This window comes from Nocardiopsis sp. L17-MgMaSL7, from assembly GCF_003182025.1.
GTDB lineage: Bacteria > Actinomycetota > Actinomycetes > Streptosporangiales > Streptosporangiaceae > Nocardiopsis > Nocardiopsis prasina.
The window spans coordinates 596,732-615,587 of the sequence record NZ_QGTF01000002.1; the positions used below are offsets into that span (position 1 = coordinate 596,732).

The 18,856-nt window shown below is 71.3% G+C and carries 19 protein-coding genes and 1 pseudogene; 12 read left to right on the forward strand and 8 right to left on the reverse strand.

The features are described from left to right. Positions 1-21: 21 nt before the first annotated feature. The 3 genes from BDW27_RS05250 to BDW27_RS05260 all read left to right on the forward strand — a co-directional run bounded on the left by BDW27_RS05250 (position 22) and on the right by BDW27_RS05260 (position 2,161). Positions 22-1,146: a sensor histidine kinase gene (locus tag BDW27_RS05250; RefSeq protein WP_110048418.1), complete on the forward strand. Its 1,125-nt coding sequence runs from the start codon at positions 22-24 to the stop codon at positions 1,144-1,146. Further along, positions 1,143-1,745, forward strand: coding sequence for a DNA-binding response regulator (locus tag BDW27_RS05255; protein ID WP_110048419.1), 603 nt, complete (start codon positions 1,143-1,145; stop codon positions 1,743-1,745). The genes BDW27_RS05250 and BDW27_RS05255 overlap by 4 nt, the downstream gene beginning before the upstream one ends. A 116-nt stretch (positions 1,746-1,861) precedes the next feature. After that, entirely contained in the window at positions 1,862-2,161 is a 300-nt protein-coding gene (locus BDW27_RS05260) for a hypothetical protein (RefSeq protein ID WP_199560539.1), read from the forward strand. A 93-nt stretch (positions 2,162-2,254) separates the two neighbouring features. Here BDW27_RS05260 and katG read toward each other — a convergent pair whose 3' ends face one another. From katG to argG, 4 genes are all read right to left on the reverse strand, one after another. After that, positions 2,255-4,477 (reverse strand): catalase/peroxidase HPI, encoded by a 2,223-nt coding sequence (gene katG / locus BDW27_RS05265; RefSeq protein WP_110048420.1) that lies wholly within the window; start codon positions 4,475-4,477, stop codon positions 2,255-2,257. 32 nt (positions 4,478-4,509) lie between these two features. Continuing rightward, positions 4,510-4,941 (reverse strand): Fur family transcriptional regulator, encoded by a 432-nt coding sequence (locus tag BDW27_RS05270; RefSeq protein WP_049578606.1) that lies wholly within the window; start codon positions 4,939-4,941, stop codon positions 4,510-4,512. Positions 4,942-5,059: 118 nt separating this feature from the next. Further along, entirely contained in the window at positions 5,060-5,566 is a 507-nt protein-coding gene (locus BDW27_RS05275) for an HIT family protein (RefSeq protein WP_233515648.1), read from the reverse strand. A gap of 202 nt (positions 5,567-5,768) precedes the next feature. Further along, the gene (argG, locus tag BDW27_RS05280; protein WP_049578610.1) at positions 5,769-7,217 is read right to left on the reverse strand and encodes an argininosuccinate synthase; all 1,449 of its coding nucleotides are present in this window, start codon (positions 7,215-7,217) and stop codon (positions 5,769-5,771) included. Positions 7,218-7,362: 145 nt separating this feature from the next. On the opposite strand from argG, the gene BDW27_RS05285 reads away from it, so the two are divergent. From BDW27_RS05285 to BDW27_RS05300, 4 genes are all read left to right on the forward strand, one after another. Then, positions 7,363-7,533 carry a hypothetical protein gene (locus BDW27_RS05285; protein ID WP_110048422.1) on the forward strand — a complete coding sequence of 57 codons (171 nt, stop codon included), beginning with the start codon at positions 7,363-7,365 and terminating at the stop codon, positions 7,531-7,533. Positions 7,534-7,670: 137 nt separating this feature from the next. Then, complete coding sequence (locus BDW27_RS05290; RefSeq protein ID WP_110048423.1) at positions 7,671-8,873, forward strand: anhydro-N-acetylmuramic acid kinase; 1,203 nt, start codon at positions 7,671-7,673, stop codon at positions 8,871-8,873. Positions 8,874-8,917: 44 nt separating this feature from the next. Next, positions 8,918-10,426 carry a sodium:solute symporter gene (locus BDW27_RS05295; protein ID WP_110048424.1) on the forward strand — a complete coding sequence of 503 codons (1,509 nt, stop codon included), beginning with the start codon at positions 8,918-8,920 and terminating at the stop codon, positions 10,424-10,426. A gap of 27 nt (positions 10,427-10,453) precedes the next feature. Beyond that, the gene (locus tag BDW27_RS05300; RefSeq protein ID WP_110048425.1) at positions 10,454-11,080 is read left to right on the forward strand and encodes a TetR/AcrR family transcriptional regulator; all 627 of its coding nucleotides are present in this window, start codon (positions 10,454-10,456) and stop codon (positions 11,078-11,080) included. Between the two features lie 55 nt (positions 11,081-11,135). Here BDW27_RS05300 and BDW27_RS05305 read toward each other — a convergent pair whose 3' ends face one another. The 3 genes from BDW27_RS05305 to soxR all read right to left on the reverse strand — a co-directional run bounded on the left by BDW27_RS05305 (position 11,136) and on the right by soxR (position 13,280). Then, on the reverse strand, positions 11,136-12,215 hold the full coding sequence (locus tag BDW27_RS05305; protein WP_110048426.1) for an RNA ligase (ATP): 1,080 nt from the start codon (positions 12,213-12,215) through the stop codon (positions 11,136-11,138). A gap of 113 nt (positions 12,216-12,328) precedes the next feature. After that, entirely contained in the window at positions 12,329-12,721 is a 393-nt protein-coding gene (locus BDW27_RS05310; protein WP_110048427.1) for a RidA family protein, read from the reverse strand. A 109-nt stretch (positions 12,722-12,830) separates the two neighbouring features. Beyond that, entirely contained in the window at positions 12,831-13,280 is a 450-nt protein-coding gene (gene soxR, locus BDW27_RS05315; protein ID WP_017547014.1) for a redox-sensitive transcriptional activator SoxR, read from the reverse strand. A 91-nt stretch (positions 13,281-13,371) separates the two neighbouring features. Here soxR and BDW27_RS05320 point away from each other — a divergent pair, with 91 nt between their 5' ends. From BDW27_RS05320 to BDW27_RS27705, 4 genes and pseudogenes are all read left to right on the forward strand, one after another. Continuing rightward, a complete protein-coding gene (locus BDW27_RS05320) occupies positions 13,372-14,004 on the forward strand; it encodes a DsbA family protein (RefSeq protein ID WP_110048428.1) in 633 nt (210 codons plus the stop codon). After that, entirely contained in the window at positions 14,001-14,942 is a 942-nt protein-coding gene (locus BDW27_RS05325; RefSeq protein ID WP_233515649.1) for an NADP-dependent oxidoreductase, read from the forward strand. Before BDW27_RS05320 ends, BDW27_RS05325 begins: the two co-directional genes overlap by 4 nt. A 101-nt stretch (positions 14,943-15,043) precedes the next feature. Then, positions 15,044-15,934, forward strand: a pseudogene (locus BDW27_RS27700) (MFS transporter); the annotation flags it as partial. Positions 15,935-16,004: 70 nt separating this feature from the next. After that, positions 16,005-16,388 (forward strand): hypothetical protein, encoded by a 384-nt coding sequence (locus BDW27_RS27705; protein WP_233515651.1) that lies wholly within the window; start codon positions 16,005-16,007, stop codon positions 16,386-16,388. A gap of 72 nt (positions 16,389-16,460) precedes the next feature. On the opposite strand, the gene BDW27_RS05335 is transcribed toward BDW27_RS27705, so the two are convergent. Next, positions 16,461-17,399 carry a TauD/TfdA family dioxygenase gene (locus BDW27_RS05335; protein WP_017547018.1) on the reverse strand — a complete coding sequence of 313 codons (939 nt, stop codon included), beginning with the start codon at positions 17,397-17,399 and terminating at the stop codon, positions 16,461-16,463. 371 nt (positions 17,400-17,770) lie between these two features. Here BDW27_RS05335 and BDW27_RS05340 point away from each other — a divergent pair, with 371 nt between their 5' ends. Then, a complete protein-coding gene (locus BDW27_RS05340; protein WP_110048429.1) occupies positions 17,771-18,766 on the forward strand; it encodes an ABC transporter substrate-binding protein in 996 nt (331 codons plus the stop codon). Positions 18,767-18,856: the final 90 nt, after the last annotated feature.

Consider the following 18,856-nt stretch of genomic DNA (forward strand, 5'->3'; position numbering starts at 1 on the left):
TCGTTCCCCGGAAGGGTCCGCATGGAGTCAGAACCCACCGAGGCCACGCAGGGGCAGTTGCGCGTGGTCAACCTGAGCATCGTGTTCGGGTCGATCTCGGCGGTCGGAGCTCTGCTGATCTCGACCAACGCCCAGAGCCTCGGCCAGGTGCTGGTGCTGTGCCTGGGGCTCGCGGCGGCCCTGCTAGCCGTACGGAGTTGGTCCGGGCAGGCCTTCAGGATCGTGGCACCACCCTGCCTGGCTGTCAGTGCCGTCGTGCTGGTGGTCGGGGTCCTGTGGCTGGACAGCGCGTCCGCGGCCTTCGGTATCTCGGTGGTGGGCACGGTCGTCGTGTTCCGGTTGCCGAGCCGGTACCGGCGCCCGGTCGCCCTGGGACTGCTGGCCCTGGTGGTCGGCGTCATCGCGCTGAAGGTGGTGGCGGCCCCCGGAGGCACGGGCGCCCTCCTGTTTGAGTACGCCGTGGGTTCGGCCAGTATCGCCCTGGTGGGGGTGGTCTTCGCGTTCCTCAACCACCTGGTGGCGAGGCTGGTCACGGAACTGGAGAGGGCGCGCGAACGCGACGCCGAGCTGGCCGTGGCCCGGGAGCGCGTGCGCTTCGCCGGTGACCTGCACGACATCCAGGGGCACACCCTGCACGTGGTGAAGCTGAAGGTCGCGCTGGCCCGGAAGCTGGTGCACGCCGACACCGACCAGGTGGTTCGGGAGCTGGACGAGGTCTACTCCCTGGTGGGCGAGACCATCGCCGAGACCAAGGAGCTGGCCCACGCGCAGCGGCGGCTCAACCTGTCCGCCGAGCTGGAGAACGCCAAGAACCTCTTCGAGGCGGCCGGGATCGAGGCGCGCGTGGAGCGCCGGGGCGAGGGCGAACCGGGGACCAGGGCGGCGGAGATGCTCGGCCAGGTCCTGCGGGAGACGACCACCAACATCCTGCGGCACGCGGAGGCGCGGCAGGTACGGATCACGCTCACCGGGTCCGGCATCAGCATCGTGAACGACGGGGTGCACGGGGAGGCGACTCCCGAGCTCGGAGGGCTGGCGGCCCTGCGCGACCGGGTGGAGCGCGACGGGGGCACACTGACAGTGGAGCAGCGGGACGGGCGGTTCACGACCGCCGCCGCGTTCTCCGGGCGGAGGGACGACCGATGATCAACGTGGTACTCGCCGACGACGAGGCCCTGCTGCGCAAGGCGTTGGGCGCGCTCCTGCCCCTGGAGGGCGAGATCACCGTGCTCGCCGAGGCCCATGACGGGGAGTCGGCGGTGGCGGCGACCCTGGAGCACCGCCCCGACGTACTCGTCATCGACCTGGAGATGCCCGGGGTGGACGGGCTCGGGGCCGTGGCGCGTATCCGCCGGGAGCTGCCGGAGCAGGTGATCCTGATGCTGACCCGGCACGCCCGCCCGGGCGTGCTGCGCCGGGCGCTCAAGCTGGGTGTTCAGGGGTTCGTGAGCAAGTCGGCCGAACCCGCCCACATCACGTCGGTGATCGGCGCCCTGCACGAGGGCAAACGGTGGGTGGACCCGGACGTGTCCGCGCTCGCCGTGATCGACGACTGCCCGCTCACCGAACGGGAGATCGACGTGCTGCGGGCCACCAGCGACGGTTACTCGGCCGCCGACATCGCCGCCCGGCTGCACCTGGCGGAGGGCACGGTGCGCAACTACCTCTCGAACGCGATGGGCAAGACGCAGACGCGGACCCGGCACGAGGCGGCGCGGTACGCGCGGGAGCACGACTGGCTCTGACCCAGGAGGCCTCGGGGCGTCGGCCCCTGTGAGGGCCGTCCGGTAGGCTCCCGGGCGAACCCCGAACCCCCCGAAACGGCCCCATGCACCCCCTTGCGTCCCGAGGACGTGTCCGCGTGGTCTCCTCCACGCTGCGGCGGCGTTGGGGCGGCCTGGTCGCGGAGCGCCACTGCCACGGTTCGAGCAAGGCGCGGATGGTCGCCGAGGCCGGGGTGCGGGGGGGAGAGATCTCGGCCGCCTACGGGGACAGCCCCTCCGACGCGGCGATGCTGGACCTCGCGCGAGTGGCGTACCTGGTCAACCTGAGCGGCGAGGCCGCCGAGCGGTTACGGGAGCGGCTCACCGGGCCGGAGCGCGTGGAGTGCGTGAGGTGGCCCGTGAGGGGGCCGCACACACGAAACCGGCCCGACCGGTGAGGGTCGGGCCGGTAGCGAGGCGGTGTCCGAGGGGTGGGTCCGCGGAGGCTCCGGGAGCCCGGGACCACCCCTCGGGACGCGCCAGGGGGCGAACTAGACCAGGTCGAACCGGTCGGCGTTCATGACCTTGTTCCACGCGGCGACGAAGTCCTGGACGAACTTCTCCTTGGCGTCGTCCGAGGCGTACACCTCGGCCACGGCGCGCAGCTCGGAGTTGGAGCCGAACACCAGGTCCACGCGGCTGCCGGTCCACTTCACCGCACCGGAGGCGTCCTTGGCGACGAAGGTCTCCGAGGTGGCGGAGTCGTCACCGGTCGCGAACCAGTTGGTGTTGAGGTCGAGCAGGTTGACGAAGAAGTCGTTCGTCAGCGCGCCCGGGTGGTCCGTGAAGACCCCCAGGTCCGAGTTGTCGAAGTTGCTGCCGAGCACGCGCAGGCCACCCACCAGGACGGTGGTCTCCGGCGCGCTGAGGCCGATCAGGTTGGCGCGGTCCAGCAGCAGGTACTCGGCGGGAAGGCGGTTGCCCTTGCCGTAGTAGTTGCGGAAACCGTCGGCGACCGGCTCCAGGTAGGAGAAGGACTCCGCGTCGGTGTGCTCGTCGGTGGCGTCCACGCGGCCCGGGGTGAACGGGACGGTGACGTCCTGACCAGCGGCCTTGGCGGCCTGCTCGACACCCACACCACCGGCGAGGACGATCACGTCGGCGACGGACACCTTCTTGGTGGAGGAGGCGTTGAACTCGTCGACGATGCCCTGGAGCTCGGCGAGCACCCGGCGCAGCTCGGCCGGGTTGTTGACCTCCCAGTCGATCTGCGGCTCGAGGCGGATGCGGGCACCGTTGGCGCCGCCGCGCTTGTCGCTGTCGCGGTAGGTCGAGGCGGAGGCCCACGCGGTGGACACCAGGTCGGCGACGGACAGGCCGGACTCCGCGATCCTCGCCTTCAGGGCGGCGATCTCCGCGTCACCGATGACCTCGCCCTCCTGGGCGGGCAGCGGGTCCTGCCAGACGAGGTCCTCGGAGGGGACCTCGGAGCCGAGGTAGCGGGCCTTGGGGCCCATGTCGCGGTGGGTCAGCTTGAACCAGGCGCGGGCGAAGGCGTCCTTGAAGGCCTCGTGGTCCTCGTAGAAGCGACGCGAGATCTGCTCGTAGACCGGGTCGACGCGCAGCGACAGGTCGGTGGTGAGCATGGTCGGCTTGTGCTTCTTGCCGGGGATGTGAGCGTCGGGGATGATCTCCTCGGCGTCCTTGGCGATCCACTGGTTGGCGCCGGCCGGGCTCTGGGTGAGCTCGTACTCGAACTCGAAGAGGTTCTTGAAGAAGCCCTCGCTCCACTGCGCGGGGGTGGTGGTCCAGGTGACCTCCAGGCCCGAGGTGATGGAGTCGGCGCCCTTGCCGGTGCCGTGGTTGTTCTTCCAGCCCAGACCCTGCATCTCCAGGCCGGCGCGCTCGGGCTCGGCCTCCAGGTTGCTGTCCGGGGCGGCGCCGTGCGTCTTGCCGAAGGTGTGGCCACCGGCGATGAGGGCGACGGTCTCCTCGTCGTTCATGCCCATGCGGCCGAAGGTCTCACGGATGTCGCGGGCGGCGGCCAGCGGGTCCGGGTTGCCGTTGGGACCCTCGGGGTTGACGTAGATGAGGCCCATCTGCACGGCGGCGAGGGGCTTCTCCAGGTCGCGGTCGCCGGAGTAGCGCTGGTCGTCGAGCCAGGTGGTCTCGGGGCCCCAGTAGACGTCGGCCTCCGGCTCCCACACGTCCTCGCGGCCACCGGCGAAGCCGAAGGTCTTGAAGCCCATGGACTCCAGCGCGACGTTGCCGGTGAGGATGAAGAGGTCGGCCCAGGAGATGTTCTGGCCGTACTTCTTCTTCACGGGCCAGAGCAGACGGCGGGCCTTGTCCAGGTTGCCGTTGTCGGGCCAGCTGTTGAGGGGGGCGAAGCGCTGCTGACCGGCGCTGCCGCCGCCGCGGCCGTCGTGCGAACGGTAGGTGCCGGCGCTGTGCCAGGCCATGCGGATCATGAGCGGGCCGTAGTGACCGAAGTCGGCGGGCCACCAGTCCTGCGAGTCCGTGAGCAGGGCCGCGATGTCGGCCTTCACGGCGTCCAGGTCGAGGGCCTCGAAGGCCTTCGCGTAGTCGAAGCCCTCACCGAGCGGGTTCGACACCGGGGTGTTCTTGGCGAGGATCCTCAGGTTGAGCTGGTTGGGCCACCACTCACGGTTGCCGTCACCCTGGGTGGGGTGCGTGAGCCCGTCACCGTGCGCGACGGGGCATCCACCGGTCTGCGGCGGGGTGGGGGCAACGACCTCGTTGTTTTCAGACATCGACTTCCTTACGGGAAGAGGTGAAATGTGGATCAGGAGCTCCGCGCGCCGTAGCACTCGGCGCACTGGCCCCAGTAGACGACCTCGGCCTCGTCGATCGAGAAGCCGTGGTCAGCGGACGCGGTCAGGCACGGCGCGTGGCCGACCGCACAGTCCACGTCCGCGATGGCGCCGCAGGACCTGCACACGACGTGGTGGTGGTTGTCCCCCACCCGCGTCTCGTAGCGGGCCACGGAGCCCTGTGGCTGGATACGTCTCACCAGGCCAGCGCCGGTCAGTGCCTTGAGCACGTCGTAGACGGCCTGGACGGACACCGCGCCGAGTTCCGCACGCACGTGGTCGATGATCGACTCCGTGTCCGCGTGTGGGTGCTCGTGCACGACGGAGAGGACAGCTAACCGCGGGCTCGTCACCCTCAGAGCGGACTCGCGCAGCATTCGCTCGAAATCCGGAGAGGTGGGCATGGTCCGGAGTCTGCCGTCTTTTCTGGAATTAGTCAAATGATGGAGTTGATCCGCTGTAGCTGGCGGGTGACACGACGAAAGGGCCCCTCTCCGGCGGAGAGGGGCCAGCTCGGGACGGTCAGGAGCTCAGTCGGCCCCGGGCCCGGAGGGCGGTGCGGACCCGCTCGGCCCTCGCCGCGTACTCGACGGGATCGATGACCAGGACGCCGTTCTCCGTCATGAGGGCGTGGTACTGCTGTTCCTCGTACGGGACGCCGGGCGGCAGGGCGGCGATGTGCCAGTGGAGGTGGCGGTTGCCCTGCTGGCTGCCGAGGGAGAGCAGGTAGGTGCGCTCGGACTCGAACACGTCCTCGACGGCGAGCGTCACCTCCCGCACCACCAGCATGGTGCGGGTGTAGGCGGCCTCGTCGAGGTCCCGCACGACGTGTTCCACGTGCGCCTTCGGGGCCACCAGGGTGTGGCCGGGCAGCGTGGGGTGGCGGCCGAAGAAGGCGATGTGGTCGTCGTCCTCGAAGAGCACCTCGTGTTCGAAGCCCGGTGCGCCGGACACGATGGAGCAGACGAAGCACGGGCCGTTCCGGGTGCGCTCGGTGTAGGCCTCGATGTCCATGGGACGACGCTCCACGCGAACCCTCCTTCCGCTGGGGACTGGGGGGCACAGGCTAAGCGACGACGTGCTCCCCCGCCAGATCCGCTGGTCCGGTGCCACTGCGGGCTGGCCCCGAGCACAGGCGCGCCCCGCCCGGAGGTCCGGACGGGGCGCGGCGGTGCGGTCTCGACGTCGCTTGGAGGGCGACGCGCGAGCGCGGAACGATCCGGAAGGACGCCTAGTCGGTACCGGCCTCCATGGCCGCGTAGTCGAGCAGGTCGTCCTCGGAGCCCTGGCCACGGGAGGCGATGGTCTCGGCGCCGCCCTCGGGCATCGCGCCGATCAGACCGGTGGAGGCCGCCTGCGCGGCACCGATCGAGGTCGGGTGCGAGCTGTCGCCGACCATGCCCAGGGCCGCGTACTCCTCCAGCTTGGCGCGGGAGTCGGCGATGTCCAGGTTGCGCATGGTCAGCTGGCCGATGCGGTCGCTGGGACCGAACGCGGAGTCCTCGGTGCGCTCCATGGACAGCTTGTCCGGGTGGTAGCTGAACGCCGCGCCGGTGGTGTCCATGATCGAGTAGTCGTCACCGCGACGCAGGCGCAGGGTGACCTCGCCGGTGACGGCGGTGCCCACCCAGCGCTGGAGGGCCTCACGCTGCATGAGGGCCTGGGGCTCCAGCCAGCGGCCCTCGTACATGAGGCGGCCGAGGCGACGGCCCTCGTTGTGGTAGGTGGCGAGGGTGTCCTCGTTGTGGATGGCGTTGACCAGCCGCTCGTAGGCGGCGAACAGCAGCGCCATGCCCGGGGCCTCGTAGATGCCCCGGCTCTTGGCCTCGATCACCCGGTTCTCGATCTGGTCGGACATCCCCATGCCGTGGCGGCCGCCGATGGCGTTGGCCTCCAGGACCAGCTCGACGGAGTTGGCGAAGGTCCGGCCGTTGATGGTGACGGGGCGGCCCTTCTCGAAGCCGATCGTCACGTCCTCGGTGGGGACCTCGACCTCGGGGTCCCAGAACCGGACACCCATGATGGGGTCGACGATCTCGATGCCGGTGTCGAGGTGCTCCAGGGCCTTGGCCTCGTGGGTGGCGCCCCAGATGTTGGCGTCGGTGGAGTAGGCCTTCTCGGTGCTGTCGCGGTAGGGCAGGTCCCGCTCCTGCAACCACTCGGACATCTCCTTGCGGCCGCCGAGCTCGGTGACGAAGTCGGCGTCGAGCCACGGCTTGTAGATCCGCAGGGAGGGGTTGGCGAGCAGACCGTAGCGGTAGAACCGCTCGATGTCGTTGCCCTTGTAGGTCGAGCCGTCGCCCCAGATCTGGACGCCGTCCTCGAGCATGGCGCGGACCAGGAGGGTGCCGGTGACGGCGCGGCCGATGGGGGTGGTGTTGAAGTAGACGCGACCGGCGGAGCGGATGTGGAAGGCACCGCAGGCGAGGGCGGCGAGCCCCTCCTCCACGAGGGCCTCGCGGCAGTCGACCAGGCGCCCGATCTCCGCGCCGTAGTCAGTGGCACGACCCGGCACCGAGGCGATGTCGGGTTCGTCGTACTGGCCGATGTCGGCGGTGTAGGCGCAGGGGACAGCGCCCTTCTCGCGCATCCACGCGACCGCTACGGACGTGTCGAGGCCTCCGGAGAAGGCGATTCCGACACGTTCACCGACAGGCAGGGAAGTGAGCACCTTGGACATGCAAAAAGTATGCGCCTAAATGTATGAACATGCAAACTGGTGCTCTGACCACGCCCGCGATCAGGGCGGGTTCTCGCCGGTTCACGCGCCGGTTCACGGGTACCACCCCCACCCGGTCAGTGCCCGCCAACCCCCTGGAGGCACGGTGTTCGCCACCGTCGCCGCGGTGCTGTTCGGCATCGCCGTCCTCTTCGAGATCCTCGGGCTGAACATCGAGGGGATCGTGACGACCGACACCCTCGCCCTGACCGGACTGCTCCTCCTCGCCCTCCACCTCGCCGGGTTCGGAGGCGGCTCCCCCCGCCGGCGCCGGTGAGCCACCGGGGCCGGGCCGGACGCCGTTCTCCGTCCGGGTGAAACGGAGGGCCCCGACCGGGTGACGGGACGGGGCGCGCGGGGTACCTTCCTCGGACGGGCTCCCCGCCCACCCCTGCCCCCTGCCTCAGGAGCCGCATGATCGTCATCGGTGTGTCCTCCGGGACCTCGGCGGACGGGATCGACGTCGCCGCCGCCCGCCTCGAACTGGAGGACGACGGCCGCCTGGTCCGGCTGGCCCCCCTGGGGTTCGGCACCACCCCCTACTCCGACTCCCTCCGTGAGGCGGTCCGGGGCGCGCTGCCGCCCGCAGCCACCACGATGGAGGCCGTCTGCCAGCTGGACACCCGGATCGGCCAGGAGTTCGCGGCGGCGGTACGGAACGGGATCGAGGAGTTCGCGGGCGGCCGCGCCGACCTGGTCGCCTCGCACGGCCAGACCCTCTTCCACTGGGCGGACGGCAACTCCGTGCTCGGCACCCTCCAGCTCGGCCAGCCCGCCTGGATCGCCGAGGCCACCGGGCTGCCCGTGGTGTCGGACCTGCGGGTGGCGGACGTGGCCGCCGGAGGCCAGGGCGCACCGCTGGCGAGCACCCTGGACCTGCTGCTGCTCGGCGGCCGCGCGGAGCCGACCGCCGCGCTCAACCTCGGCGGCATCGCCAACGTGACGGTGGTCCGTGACGGACTGCCGCCCCGGGCGTTCGACACCGGGCCCGCCAACGCGCTGGTCGACGCCGCCATGCGCCTGGTCACGGACGGGCGGGCCGACCTCGACGCGGACGGCGCCCTGGCCCGGACCGGCCGCCCCGACCCCGAACTGCTGGAACGCCTGCTGGCCGAGCCCTACTACCGGTTGCCCGCGCCCAAGACCACCGGGCTGGAGCTGTTCGGTCCCGGCTACCTGGAGGCGGCGCTCGGGCACGTCGGCCGCGCCTCGGACGGGGGCCGCCTCTCCGACGGCGATCTGCTCGCCACCCTGGTGGAGCTCACCGCGGTCACGGTCGCCGACGCCCTGGAACCGTTCGGAGTGACCGAGGTGCTCGCCTCCGGCGGCGGCACCCGCAACCCCGTGCTGATGGAGCGGCTGGCCGCGCGCCTGTCCCCCGCGCGGCTGGACTCCTCAGAGCGGGTCGGCCTGGACGGCGACGCCAAGGAGGCGTACCTGTTCGCGCTGATCGGGTTCCTGAGCTGGCACGGACTGGCCGGATCGGTCCCGGACTGCACCGGCGCCCTCCGGGCCCCGGTGGCCGGGCGGATCACCCCGGGCACCCGGCCGTTGCGCCTGCCCGAACCCGCGGCCACCGCCCCGCGCCGCCTGTACGTGGAGGCGTCGGGCGGCTGAGCCCCCGTGGCCGAAGCCCCGCTGGAGACCCCCCGGAGGACGCAGTGCAGACCATCGACCTCGTCGTCATCGCGGTGTACCTGCTGGCCTCGGCCTGGCTGGGACTGCGACTGTCCGGGCGCCAGCGCGACGTCAGGGACTACTTCATCGGCAACCGGCAGCTGCCCTGGTGGGCGGTGTGCCTGTCGGTGGTGGCCACCGAGACCAGCGCCCTGACCGTGATCAGCGTCCCCGGGGTGGCCTACCTCGGCAACGTCACGTTCCTCCAGGTGGCGGTCGGATACCTGATCGGGCGGGTGGTCGTCGCCTTCCTCCTGCTCCCCCGCTACTACCGGGGCGAGATGACCACCGCCTACGCCTATCTGGGGCTCCGGTTCGGGAGGGGCATGCAGGGCACCGCCGCGGTCACGTTCCTGTTCACCCGGCTGCTCGCCGACGGGGTGCGGCTGTTCGCGGCGGCCATCCCCATGAAGATCATCCTGGACTCCCTCGGGCTGGACACCTCGTACTTCGTGATCGTGGCGGTCCTGGGCGTGGTGACGATCCTCTACACCCTCGTCGGCGGGATCAGGGCCGTGGTCTGGGTCGACGTGCTCCAGATGGGTGTGTACGTGGTGGGCGGCGTGGTCTCCCTCGTCGTCATCGCCACCAGCCTGGACGTGAACTTCCTCGCGGTGGCGGCCGACGCCGGGAAGACCCAGTTCCTGGACTTCACCTCGAACCCGGTCTCGGCGCCCTACGCCACGATCACGGCCCTGGTGGGCGGGGCCCTGCTGTCCACGGCCTCGCACGGCGCCGACCAGATCATCGTGCAGCGGCTGCTCGGCTGCCGAAGCCTGCGGGACGCGCAGAAGGCGGTGATCGTCAGCGGGGTGGTGGTCTTCGTCCAGTTCGCACTGTTTCTCACCGTGGGGCTGGCGCTGTACTCGTACTTCGAGGCCGCGTCGGTGGCGGGGCTCGGACTCAACTCCTCCGACGAGCTCTTCCCGGTGTTCATCGTCGAGGGACTGCCACCCGGGTTGGCGGGACTGCTGCTGGCCGGAATCATGGCGGCGGCGATGAGCACGCTCTCCTCGTCGCTGTCGGCGCTGTCCTCCTCGACCATGGCCGACCTCTACCAGCAGTTCTCCCGACGCACGCTGCCCGACGCCCAGGCGCTGCGGCTGAGCCGGCTGTTCACCCTGGGCTGGGGGCTGGTGTTCGTCGGGGTCGCGGCGTTCTTCACCGGTACCGACAACCCGGTCGTCGAACTGGGGCTCTCCGTGGCCAGCCTGACCTACGGCGGGCTGCTGGGCGCGTTCTTCCTGGGGCTGTGGGTGCGCCGGGCCCGCCAGAGGGACGCGATCCTCGCCTTCTCCGTGGCGGTGGCGACCATGTCCTGGCTGTTCCTCTTCCAACCCGGGCTGATCGGGTTCACCTGGTACACGGCGATCGGTACGGGCATCGTGCTGGGGCTCGGCTACCTGCTGTCGCGCCGCCACCCGGACGACTCCCCCTCGGCGGACGCCGGCGCGCCGGACACCCCCGGAGAAGCCGTGGACACACCCCGGTGACCAGGCCGACCGGCCTAGAATAGGACCATGCAGACGGAGAACGGTCCGGTCGGGCGGAAGCGTGCGTCGTTCATCGAGCGGGCGCGACGCGAACAGGTCGTGGAGGCGGCCACCGAGACCGTCGCGCGGTTCGGTTACGCCCACACCTCCCTGGCGCGGATCGCCGAGCAGGCGGGGATCAGCAAGAGCGTGATCTCGTACCACTTCGAGGGCAAGGACGAACTCATGGTCCTGGTCGCGGAGCGGTTCATCGAGGCGGCCACGGAGCGCCTCACCGCCGGGGTTGGAGCGCAGACCACCGCGTCCGGCCAGGTCAGCGCGTGGATCAGCAGCCAGGTCGAGTACTACGCCGCGCACCGGACCGGGTTCCTCGCCATGAGCGACATCATCGTGAACCACCGCTCACCGGACGGCACCAGCCCCTTCAGCGGCCCCCTCGAAGAGGAGGTCGAGGAGCTGGCGGGGATCCTCCGGCGGGGACAGCGCGAGGGCGAGTTCCGGGAGTTCGACCCCCGGAGCACCGCCAACATCATCCTGCGCAGTACCGACGGGCTGATCAGCTCGTGGGTCATGGACGAGGGCGTGGACCTCACGAGTCAGCTGGTGACCCTGCTCGACTTCGTCCACCACGCCATAAGCGGGGACGACCGGTGAACCCGGGGCCCCGCTCCGGAGACCGGGGCCCCGAAGACGCCTGACCCGGTCACGGCTACTCGAACTCGGTGCCGCCCCCACGGGTGAGGTAGGCGTCGGAGACGAACTTGGCGATCGCCCGGCCGCCCAGGACCCGCGAGTAGCGGTCCCTCGAGGGCCGCACGACCAGGCCCTCACGCAGGTGGAGGTCGGACCCGCTCCAGGTCTCCGCGCCGTCGGCGGCGGCGAACAGCGCGGACTCGTCGTAGGGGCCCTCGTACAGCACCGGCGCCGAGGGCAGGTCCACCTCGGCGAGCAGGGCGGGCAGGTCGGCGGCGTCGATCCACCGACGGACGCCGTCCACGTCCAGCCGGACGTCGAACACCGCGTAGCCGGGTCGCTCACCGCGACCGGTCTCGCCGTAGGCGAGGTCCTGCACACCCGCGCCGAACACCTCTCCGAACACGCCCACCCGGGTGGCTCCCAAGCGCTCCGCGAGGGCGCGGGCGGCCTTGCCCACCTCGTGCGTGATCACGGCCCTCCAGTAGAGGTTGGCCTCCGAGCGCACCAGCGCCAGGCTCTTCGCCCCCTGGCCCTTGGAGGAGACGAACTCCTCCCCGGATTCGGCGACCAGGGTGTAGAGGCAGGCAGATCCGTGGATCTTCTCTGTGGCGACGACGGGCTCGCCCGGTTCGAACACGTCCGGGTGGCGCTTGATGTTCTCGACCTCGATCCACCGCAGCAGGTCGGGAGCGGGCTCCATGTCGCCGCTCATGTGCAGCGGGACCTCCGGCACCCACTTGGTGACGCCCAGCTCGGCCGCGAAGTCGGTCCCCGCCTCGTGCTCGGCGGGCAGGTCGCGGTCGGCGAGCAGGGAGGGACGGCAGACGATGCCCTGGGAGATCTCGCCCCGCAGCCGGATCGGCCGCACCCGGTTCCTCCCGGCCCCCGCGAGCCTGCCGGTCAGCCCCAGCTCGGCGACGAGTTCCTCGGGCAGGAGCGCGTTCTCCGGGACGTAGACCGCCCAGTCGCCGGTGCGGTAGGCACCCTTGGGGACGACCGCGTGGAACAGCCCCACCCGAGCCAGCTCCAGTGCGTCGGCGTCGGGGTGCGGGAGGATCGTGAGCCGCTCGGCGGTGACCCGGAGGGTGGACATGTCGCTCCCTGTAGTGGGGGGTGCGGGCGTGAGTGCCCGATGTCCGAGTCAGTGTGTCCGAGGCCCTCGGAAGCCACAACGCCTTTTCACGGGGGCCTTCCGCGTTCGACCGGTCAGCTGGCGGCGAAGGCCTCCAGCTCCACGAGGAGTTCGGGGCGACCCAGGCGGGTGACCTCGGCGCAGACCCCGGGCGGTCGGACGTCGAAGACACCGAGGCGCTCCGCCATCATCTCTCCCGCCTCGGCGAAGAAGGCGTCGATGTCGGTGACGTAGGTGTTCATACGGACCACGTCGGCCAGGCTCATCCCCGCCCCGCGCAGCACCGTCGCGACGTTGTCGAGGGCCGTCGCCGTCTGGGCGGACATGTCGCCGGGGTGCAACGACTCCCCCGTGGCGGAGACGGAGCACTGTCCGCTGACGAAGAGCAGGCGCTGGTGTCCCTCGATGAGGACCCCCTGGTCCATGCCCTCCGGGTAGGTCCAGGGATTGATCGTGGTGCGTCGCATGGCGGGGCCCTTCCGTCAGGTTGGTGACGGGCGCAACGCTAGGACCCCAACCGGAGTTGAGGTCAACCGCCGCTCCGAGCCCGACCCCAGGACGGGTCGCTGGAGGTGGTCAGGGGAAGCGCCGGGGCCCAGGGCCCTCCAGTCCCAGGACGTCCTCCGGGTTGGAGTAGGGACAGGCCACCAGGGACAGGCATCCGCATCCGATGCAGTTGGAGAACCGGTCCCGCAGGGCGGTCAGCTCCTCGATCCGCCGGGTCAGGTCGTCGTGCCACTGACGTGAGATCCGCGCCCAGTCGCGCTTGGTCGGCAGACCGTCCTCCGGAAGCTGGTCGATGGCCTCCTTGATCCGTTCCAGGGACAGGCCGAGGCGCTGGGCCGTGCGGATGAACGCGATGGTCCGGAGGGTGTCCCTGCGGTACTCGCGCCGGTTGCCCGCGGTCCGGCGACTGCTGATCAGGCCGAGGCTCTCGTAGTAGTGCAGGGCGGACACCGCCACCCCCGCCCTGCTGGCCACCTGCCCGGGCTTCAACCAGGTGACCTTGGGGTCCAGCTTCGGCATCGGGCTCCTCCACCAGGCGGGTTGACATCAAGTGAACTTGATGAAGTGGACTCTACGCGACCGACTCGGGCGAGGAAATCGGAGCGTGCACATGTCCGCGATCACGGTGTGGGGCGACATCAGGTGCCCCTGGTGCTGGATGGGGCGGCGACGGCTGGCCGCCGCGCTGGAACGGGTGGAACGTGAGGTGACAGTGGTGCACCGGAGTTTCCTGCTGGAGCCGGAGGGGCCTCAGTCCCGGGACCGAACGGTGCGCGCGGCGGCGCTGAACTCGTGGGGTGTGAGCGCCGAGCAGTGGGAGGCCACCCGGCTCCGGGTGGCCGACGCGGGCCGCGCCGACGGGCTGGCCATCGACATGGACGGGGTTCTGAGCATCGACTCCCGGCCCGCCCACCGGCTGGTCAAGCTCGCGGTCGCTCGGGGGATCACCCCGGACCGCGCGTGGGACCGCGCCTTCTCCGGGCACCTGGAACGCCACGAGGACCTGGCGGACCCCGCGACGCTGCGCGGGATCGGGACCGAGCTCGGGCTCGACGGTTCGGAGGTGGACTCCCTGCTGGGCTCCGACCGGTACGCGGACGAGGTCGAGGACGACCACGGGGCCGCCGTGGCACTGGGGGTCGGCGCGGTCCCGGCCTTCCTGTACGAGGAGCGCTTGCTGAGCGGGGCCCGGAGCATCGACGAACTGGTGGACCTCCTGAACGGCGCGGAGGCCGTGCGATGAGCGCCGCGATGCGGGCGGCCGCCATCGACTCCTTCGGGCCCGCCGAGAACCTGACCGTGCGGGAGGTTCCACGGCCCGTGGCGGGCCCGGGTGAGGTGGTGGTCCGGGTGAGGGTCGCGGGTGTCCAGCTGACGGACGCCGCGATCCGGGGCGGCTGGACCCCACCGGGCGCGAGCATCGATTTCCCGCAGGTCCTCGGCAACGAGTTCGCCGGGACCGTGAGCGCCGTCGGCCCCGGCGCACGGGGGTTCTCCGTGGGTGACGGGGTGGCCGGGTTCCGGGTGCTCGGCTGCTACGCCGAGTACGTGAACGTGCCCGCCGATCAGGTCGCGCACGTGCCGCCGGGGGTGTCGTGGCTGACCGCCGGGACCCTGTCCGCGTCGGGGCAGACCGCGCACACCGCCCTGGAGCGGCTGGACGTGCGCGGGGGCCAGACCCTGCTGGTGCACGGCGCGGCGGGCGGAGTGGGCACGGTGGCGGTGCAGTTGGCCGTGGCTCGCGGAGCCCGGGTGGTGGGCACGGCGAGCGCGGCCAACCACGAGTACGTGCGCTCCCTGGGCGCGGTGCCCGTGGAGTACGGTGCGGGACAGCTCGGGCGTGTCCGCGCGGCCGCACCCCGGGGGGTGGACGCGGCCCTCGACGCGGCCGGGCACGACAACCTGCTGACCTCGGTGGAACTGGTCGGGGACCGGAGCCGAATCGGCACGATCGTCGACGCCGGTCTGGCCGGAGCACTGGGCTGCCGGTGGATCACCAGTGACCGGTCGGCGGCTCGGCTGCGCGAGCTGCTCGACCTGTGCGCGAGCGGGGAACTGACCGTGACGGTCCGGCGGGCCCTGCCGCTGGACGAGGCGTGGCGCGCCCACCTGGACGTGGAAACCGGCCACGGTCGGGGCAAGGTCGCTCTACTCGTCGGGAGCGGGGGCGGGACCCCGTGACCTCCGGACCAGGCCGGGTGCCCTCGGCTCGTGCCCCCGCCGCACCCGACCGGCTCTGGGCCCCCGGTTCCCGGCTCCTGGTGGTCGGGGTGTTCGGGCTGATGACCTTCGTCGCCTTCGAGGTCTTCGCCGTCACCACCGCCCTGCCCGTGGTCGCCCGTGACCTGGGCGCCGAGCGGTGGTACTCGCTGGCCTTCGCGGCGACGATGATCACCGGGCTCGTGGGCATGACCCTCGGAGGTACGTGGGCGGACCGGAGCGGACCACTGCAGCCGCTGGTGTTCGGCGGCGCGGCGTTCCTCCTGGGGCTCGCGCTGTGCGTGGCCGCGCCCACGATGGGGGTCTTCGTGGCCGGACGACTGCTCCAGGGGATCGGCGGCGGGATCGACTCCGTGGTCCTGTACGTGGTCATCGCGCGGTCCGTGCGCGAGGAACTGCGGCCGCGCATGTTCGGATCGCTGACCCTGGCGTGGTTGCTGCCGTCGGTCGTGGGGCCGCTGGTCTCCGGGCTCCTGGTACAGGCGGTGCACTGGCGGGTGGTGTTCGCGCTGGTCCTGGTCGGGTCAGCGGTGTCACTGGTGATGCTGGTGGGGGTGGCGCGCCGGGCCGGGAAGGGGCACGGCGGTGGTTCGCCGTTCGACCCGCGCCTGGTCTGGGCGGGGGTCGCGGCGGCCGCACTGCTGGGGCTGCACCTGTCGGGCCAGCAGGCCGTGTCCGCCCTGGTGGCGGGGACGGTGGCCAGTACCGCCGTTCTGGCGGCGGCGGCCGTGCGGCTCCTGCCACCGGGCACCCTGCGCGCCCGGGCCGGGATCCCCCGGCTGGTGCTGCTCCGTGCCCTGATGGGTGGGGCGGTGTCGGCCACCGACATCTATCTGCCGCCCTACCTCCAGTACGAACTCGGCTACGCGCCCGCCGTCTCCGGTCTCGTGGTGGCGGTGGGGGCGCTGGGTTGGGCGGGCGGCGCCTGGTGGCAGGGACGGTCCGCGGGGGACCCGCACCGCCCCGAACCGCTGTACCTCGCGGCCGCGCTCGTGGTGTGCGGCCCGCTGGGGGCGGGCCCTGGTGGTGGGCGGGCTGCTGCCCGTCGCGGCGGCCGCCGCCTGCTGCGTCGTGATGGGGGTCGGCATGGGGATCGCCATGCCGCGCGTCAGTTCGACGGTGATGACCCTCTCCCCGGTGAAGCTCCAGGGCCGCAACGGGTCGGCCCTCCAGATCGCGGAGTCCGTCGTGGCCTCCGCTCTGATCGCCGTCGCCGGGGCCGTCCTGACCGCCTCGTCGCTCGGCGGGTACCTCCCCGTCTACGCGCTGGTCGGGGCCGTGGCGCTGGCCGCCCTCGGCGTCACCCTCACCCTGCGCCCCGTTCGCGGCACCGTGGACGGGCCGAGCGGGGAGGAGGGCGGAGCGCCGCACCATGGGGACGGGGGCCGCGTCGGGGGCTCCCGGTGAGCTCCCGCCCGAGGGACGGCGACGGGCCCCGGGTCATCCGGGGCCCGTGCTGGGTCAGGAGGCCGTGCGGGATCAGAAGGGGCGGTCGCCCACGATCGCGACGCGCTCGGCCACGCGCGGGTGCGGGTGGTAGTCGTTCACCGCGTAGTGCTGGGTGGCGCGGTTGTCCCAGAAGGCGACCGAGTCGCGCTCCCACCGGAAGCGCACCTGGAACTCGGGAGTGTGCGCCTGCTGGAAGAGGTAGCGCAGCAGCTCGTCGCTCTCCGCCTTCTCCATTCCGACGATCCGGGTGGTGAAGGAGACGTTGACGAAGAGGGTGCGTCGCCCGGTCTCGGGGTGCACGCGGACCACGGGGTGCTCGACGGGCGGGAAGCGGTCCTGCCACTCCAGCAGGCGGTCCTCGTCCAGGAACCGGACGAAGCCGGGGATCACGTCGTGCACCGCGGTGCGCCCCTCGATGCGCTCCTTGACCTCCTGGGGCAGGTTGTCGTATGCGGCGGCCATGTCCGCCCACATGGTGTCGCCGCCGACCGGCGGGACCTCCACCAGGCGCAGGATGGCGCCGAGGGCGGGCGCCTCGCGCCAGGTGACGTCGGTGTGCCAGACGTTCTCGTAGCTGGGCGGGGCCTCGCCCTTGGCGAACCGGGCGATGTGCGCGTCGTCGCCCTGCTCGATGAACGGGTTGGTCTCCAGCTCCCCCCACAGGCGGGCGATCTCCTGTTGGCGGGCGGAGTCGATGGGCTGGTCGCGGAAGAAGATCACCTTGAACTCCAGGAGCGCGCGGTTGAGCTCGTCGCGCAGCTCCTCACCGATCTCGTCCCGGAGGTCGATCCCGTGGATCTCCGCTCCGATGAGCGCCCCGAGCGGCCGGACCTCGAACAGTTCGTAGGGGCGGGAGACGGCGCCCTCGGGGAGGCGGCTCAGCGTGCGGGGGCCCTCGACGAGGGCGGTGTCCACTGCGGAGCTCTCCCGGAGGGTCCGGGTGGCGGTGGAGTCGGCGGTCAGGGTCATTTTTCCTGCCTTTCTGGTCGGAAATAACGACAAAGCGGATCGTCGGCTGTGGAGCATGGTGGGTGATCACGGAAAGCGCTGGTCAACCCCTACCCGGAGGGAGGGGGATCGACGCACCGGACGTCACGGGCCAGCGGCCCGGAGGGTCAACGGCGGGGAGGGGAACCCAGGCGGCCACGGCGCAGGATCAGGCCCGGCGTTCCGCGGCGGGCCCGCGCGGACCGGCGGGCGGTCGGGCGGCTCTGCAAGGGGGTTCCCATAGGAGCGAGGGTGAGGCACCGGGGGCCGCCCTGTCAACCACCCCGACCCCCTACACACGTGACCAGCAGGGATAAAGTAGCCCCCGCCGCACCCTTGCTGAACGGAGTCCCATGTCCCCCGGTCTCGCCCCGCGTGCACTCGCGTGTGCCCTGGTCCTTCTCGTTCCCCTCACCGCGTGCGGGACCGCTGACGACCCCTCCGAGAACGGGGCCGCTTCCCTGTCCGCCGAGGGCGCGTTCCCCGTGACCGTGGAGCACGAGTTCGGCAGCACCACCATCGAGGAGGAACCCGCCCGGGTGGTCACCCTGGGTGTCACGGACGCCGACGCGGTCCTGGCCCTGGACCTCGTGCCCGTCGGCAACACCGGCTACTCGTTCTACGAGTCCGGTCTCGGCCCGTGGACCGACGAACTGGTCGGCGACGCGGAGCTGACCCGGATCGACTCCGACTCCGAGCCCAACGTCGAGCAGATCGCCAACCTCGCCCCCGACCTCATCGTCGGCGTCTCCGCGGGGTTCGACGAGGCCACCTACGAGACCCTGTCCCAGATCGCACCCGTGGTCGCCCGGCCGGAGGGCGTGGCCGCCTACACCGTGCCCCGGGACGAGGCCACGCAGATCATCGCCACCGCCCTCGGGCGCCCCGAGGAGGGCGCCGCCCTCAACGCCGCCACTGACGAGCTCTTCGAGCAGGCGCGCGCCGAGTACCCCGGGTTCGAGGGCCTCGACGGGACCGCCGTCCTGCCCTACGACGGCAAGTACGGTGTCTATCTGCCCGGTGACGCCCGCGGCCGGTTCCTCATGTCGCTCGGGTTCACCATCCCCGAGCCGATCAGCGAGCGGGACAGCGGGGACGACTTCTTCGTGGAGCTGTCCACCGAACGGGTCGACCTGCTCGACGGCGACCTGCTGCTGGTGATGAGCGACGACGCGGACTTCGACATCACCGAGGGCGCCAGCGTGTTCGAGTCGCTCGACGTGGTGCGCGAGGACGCCGTCGTCACCACCTCTCTGGACGAGCGCGGCGCGGTCACCTACAACTCCGTGCTGTCCGTTCCCTACGCGCTGGAGCACCTGGCACCGCGCATCGGCGAGGCCGTCTCCTAGATCGTTGATGGGAAAATGTGCCCTGGTCAGTGGTCGTAAGCGATCAACGACCGCTTGACCGGGGCACCGATCATCCAGTTGTGCCAGATC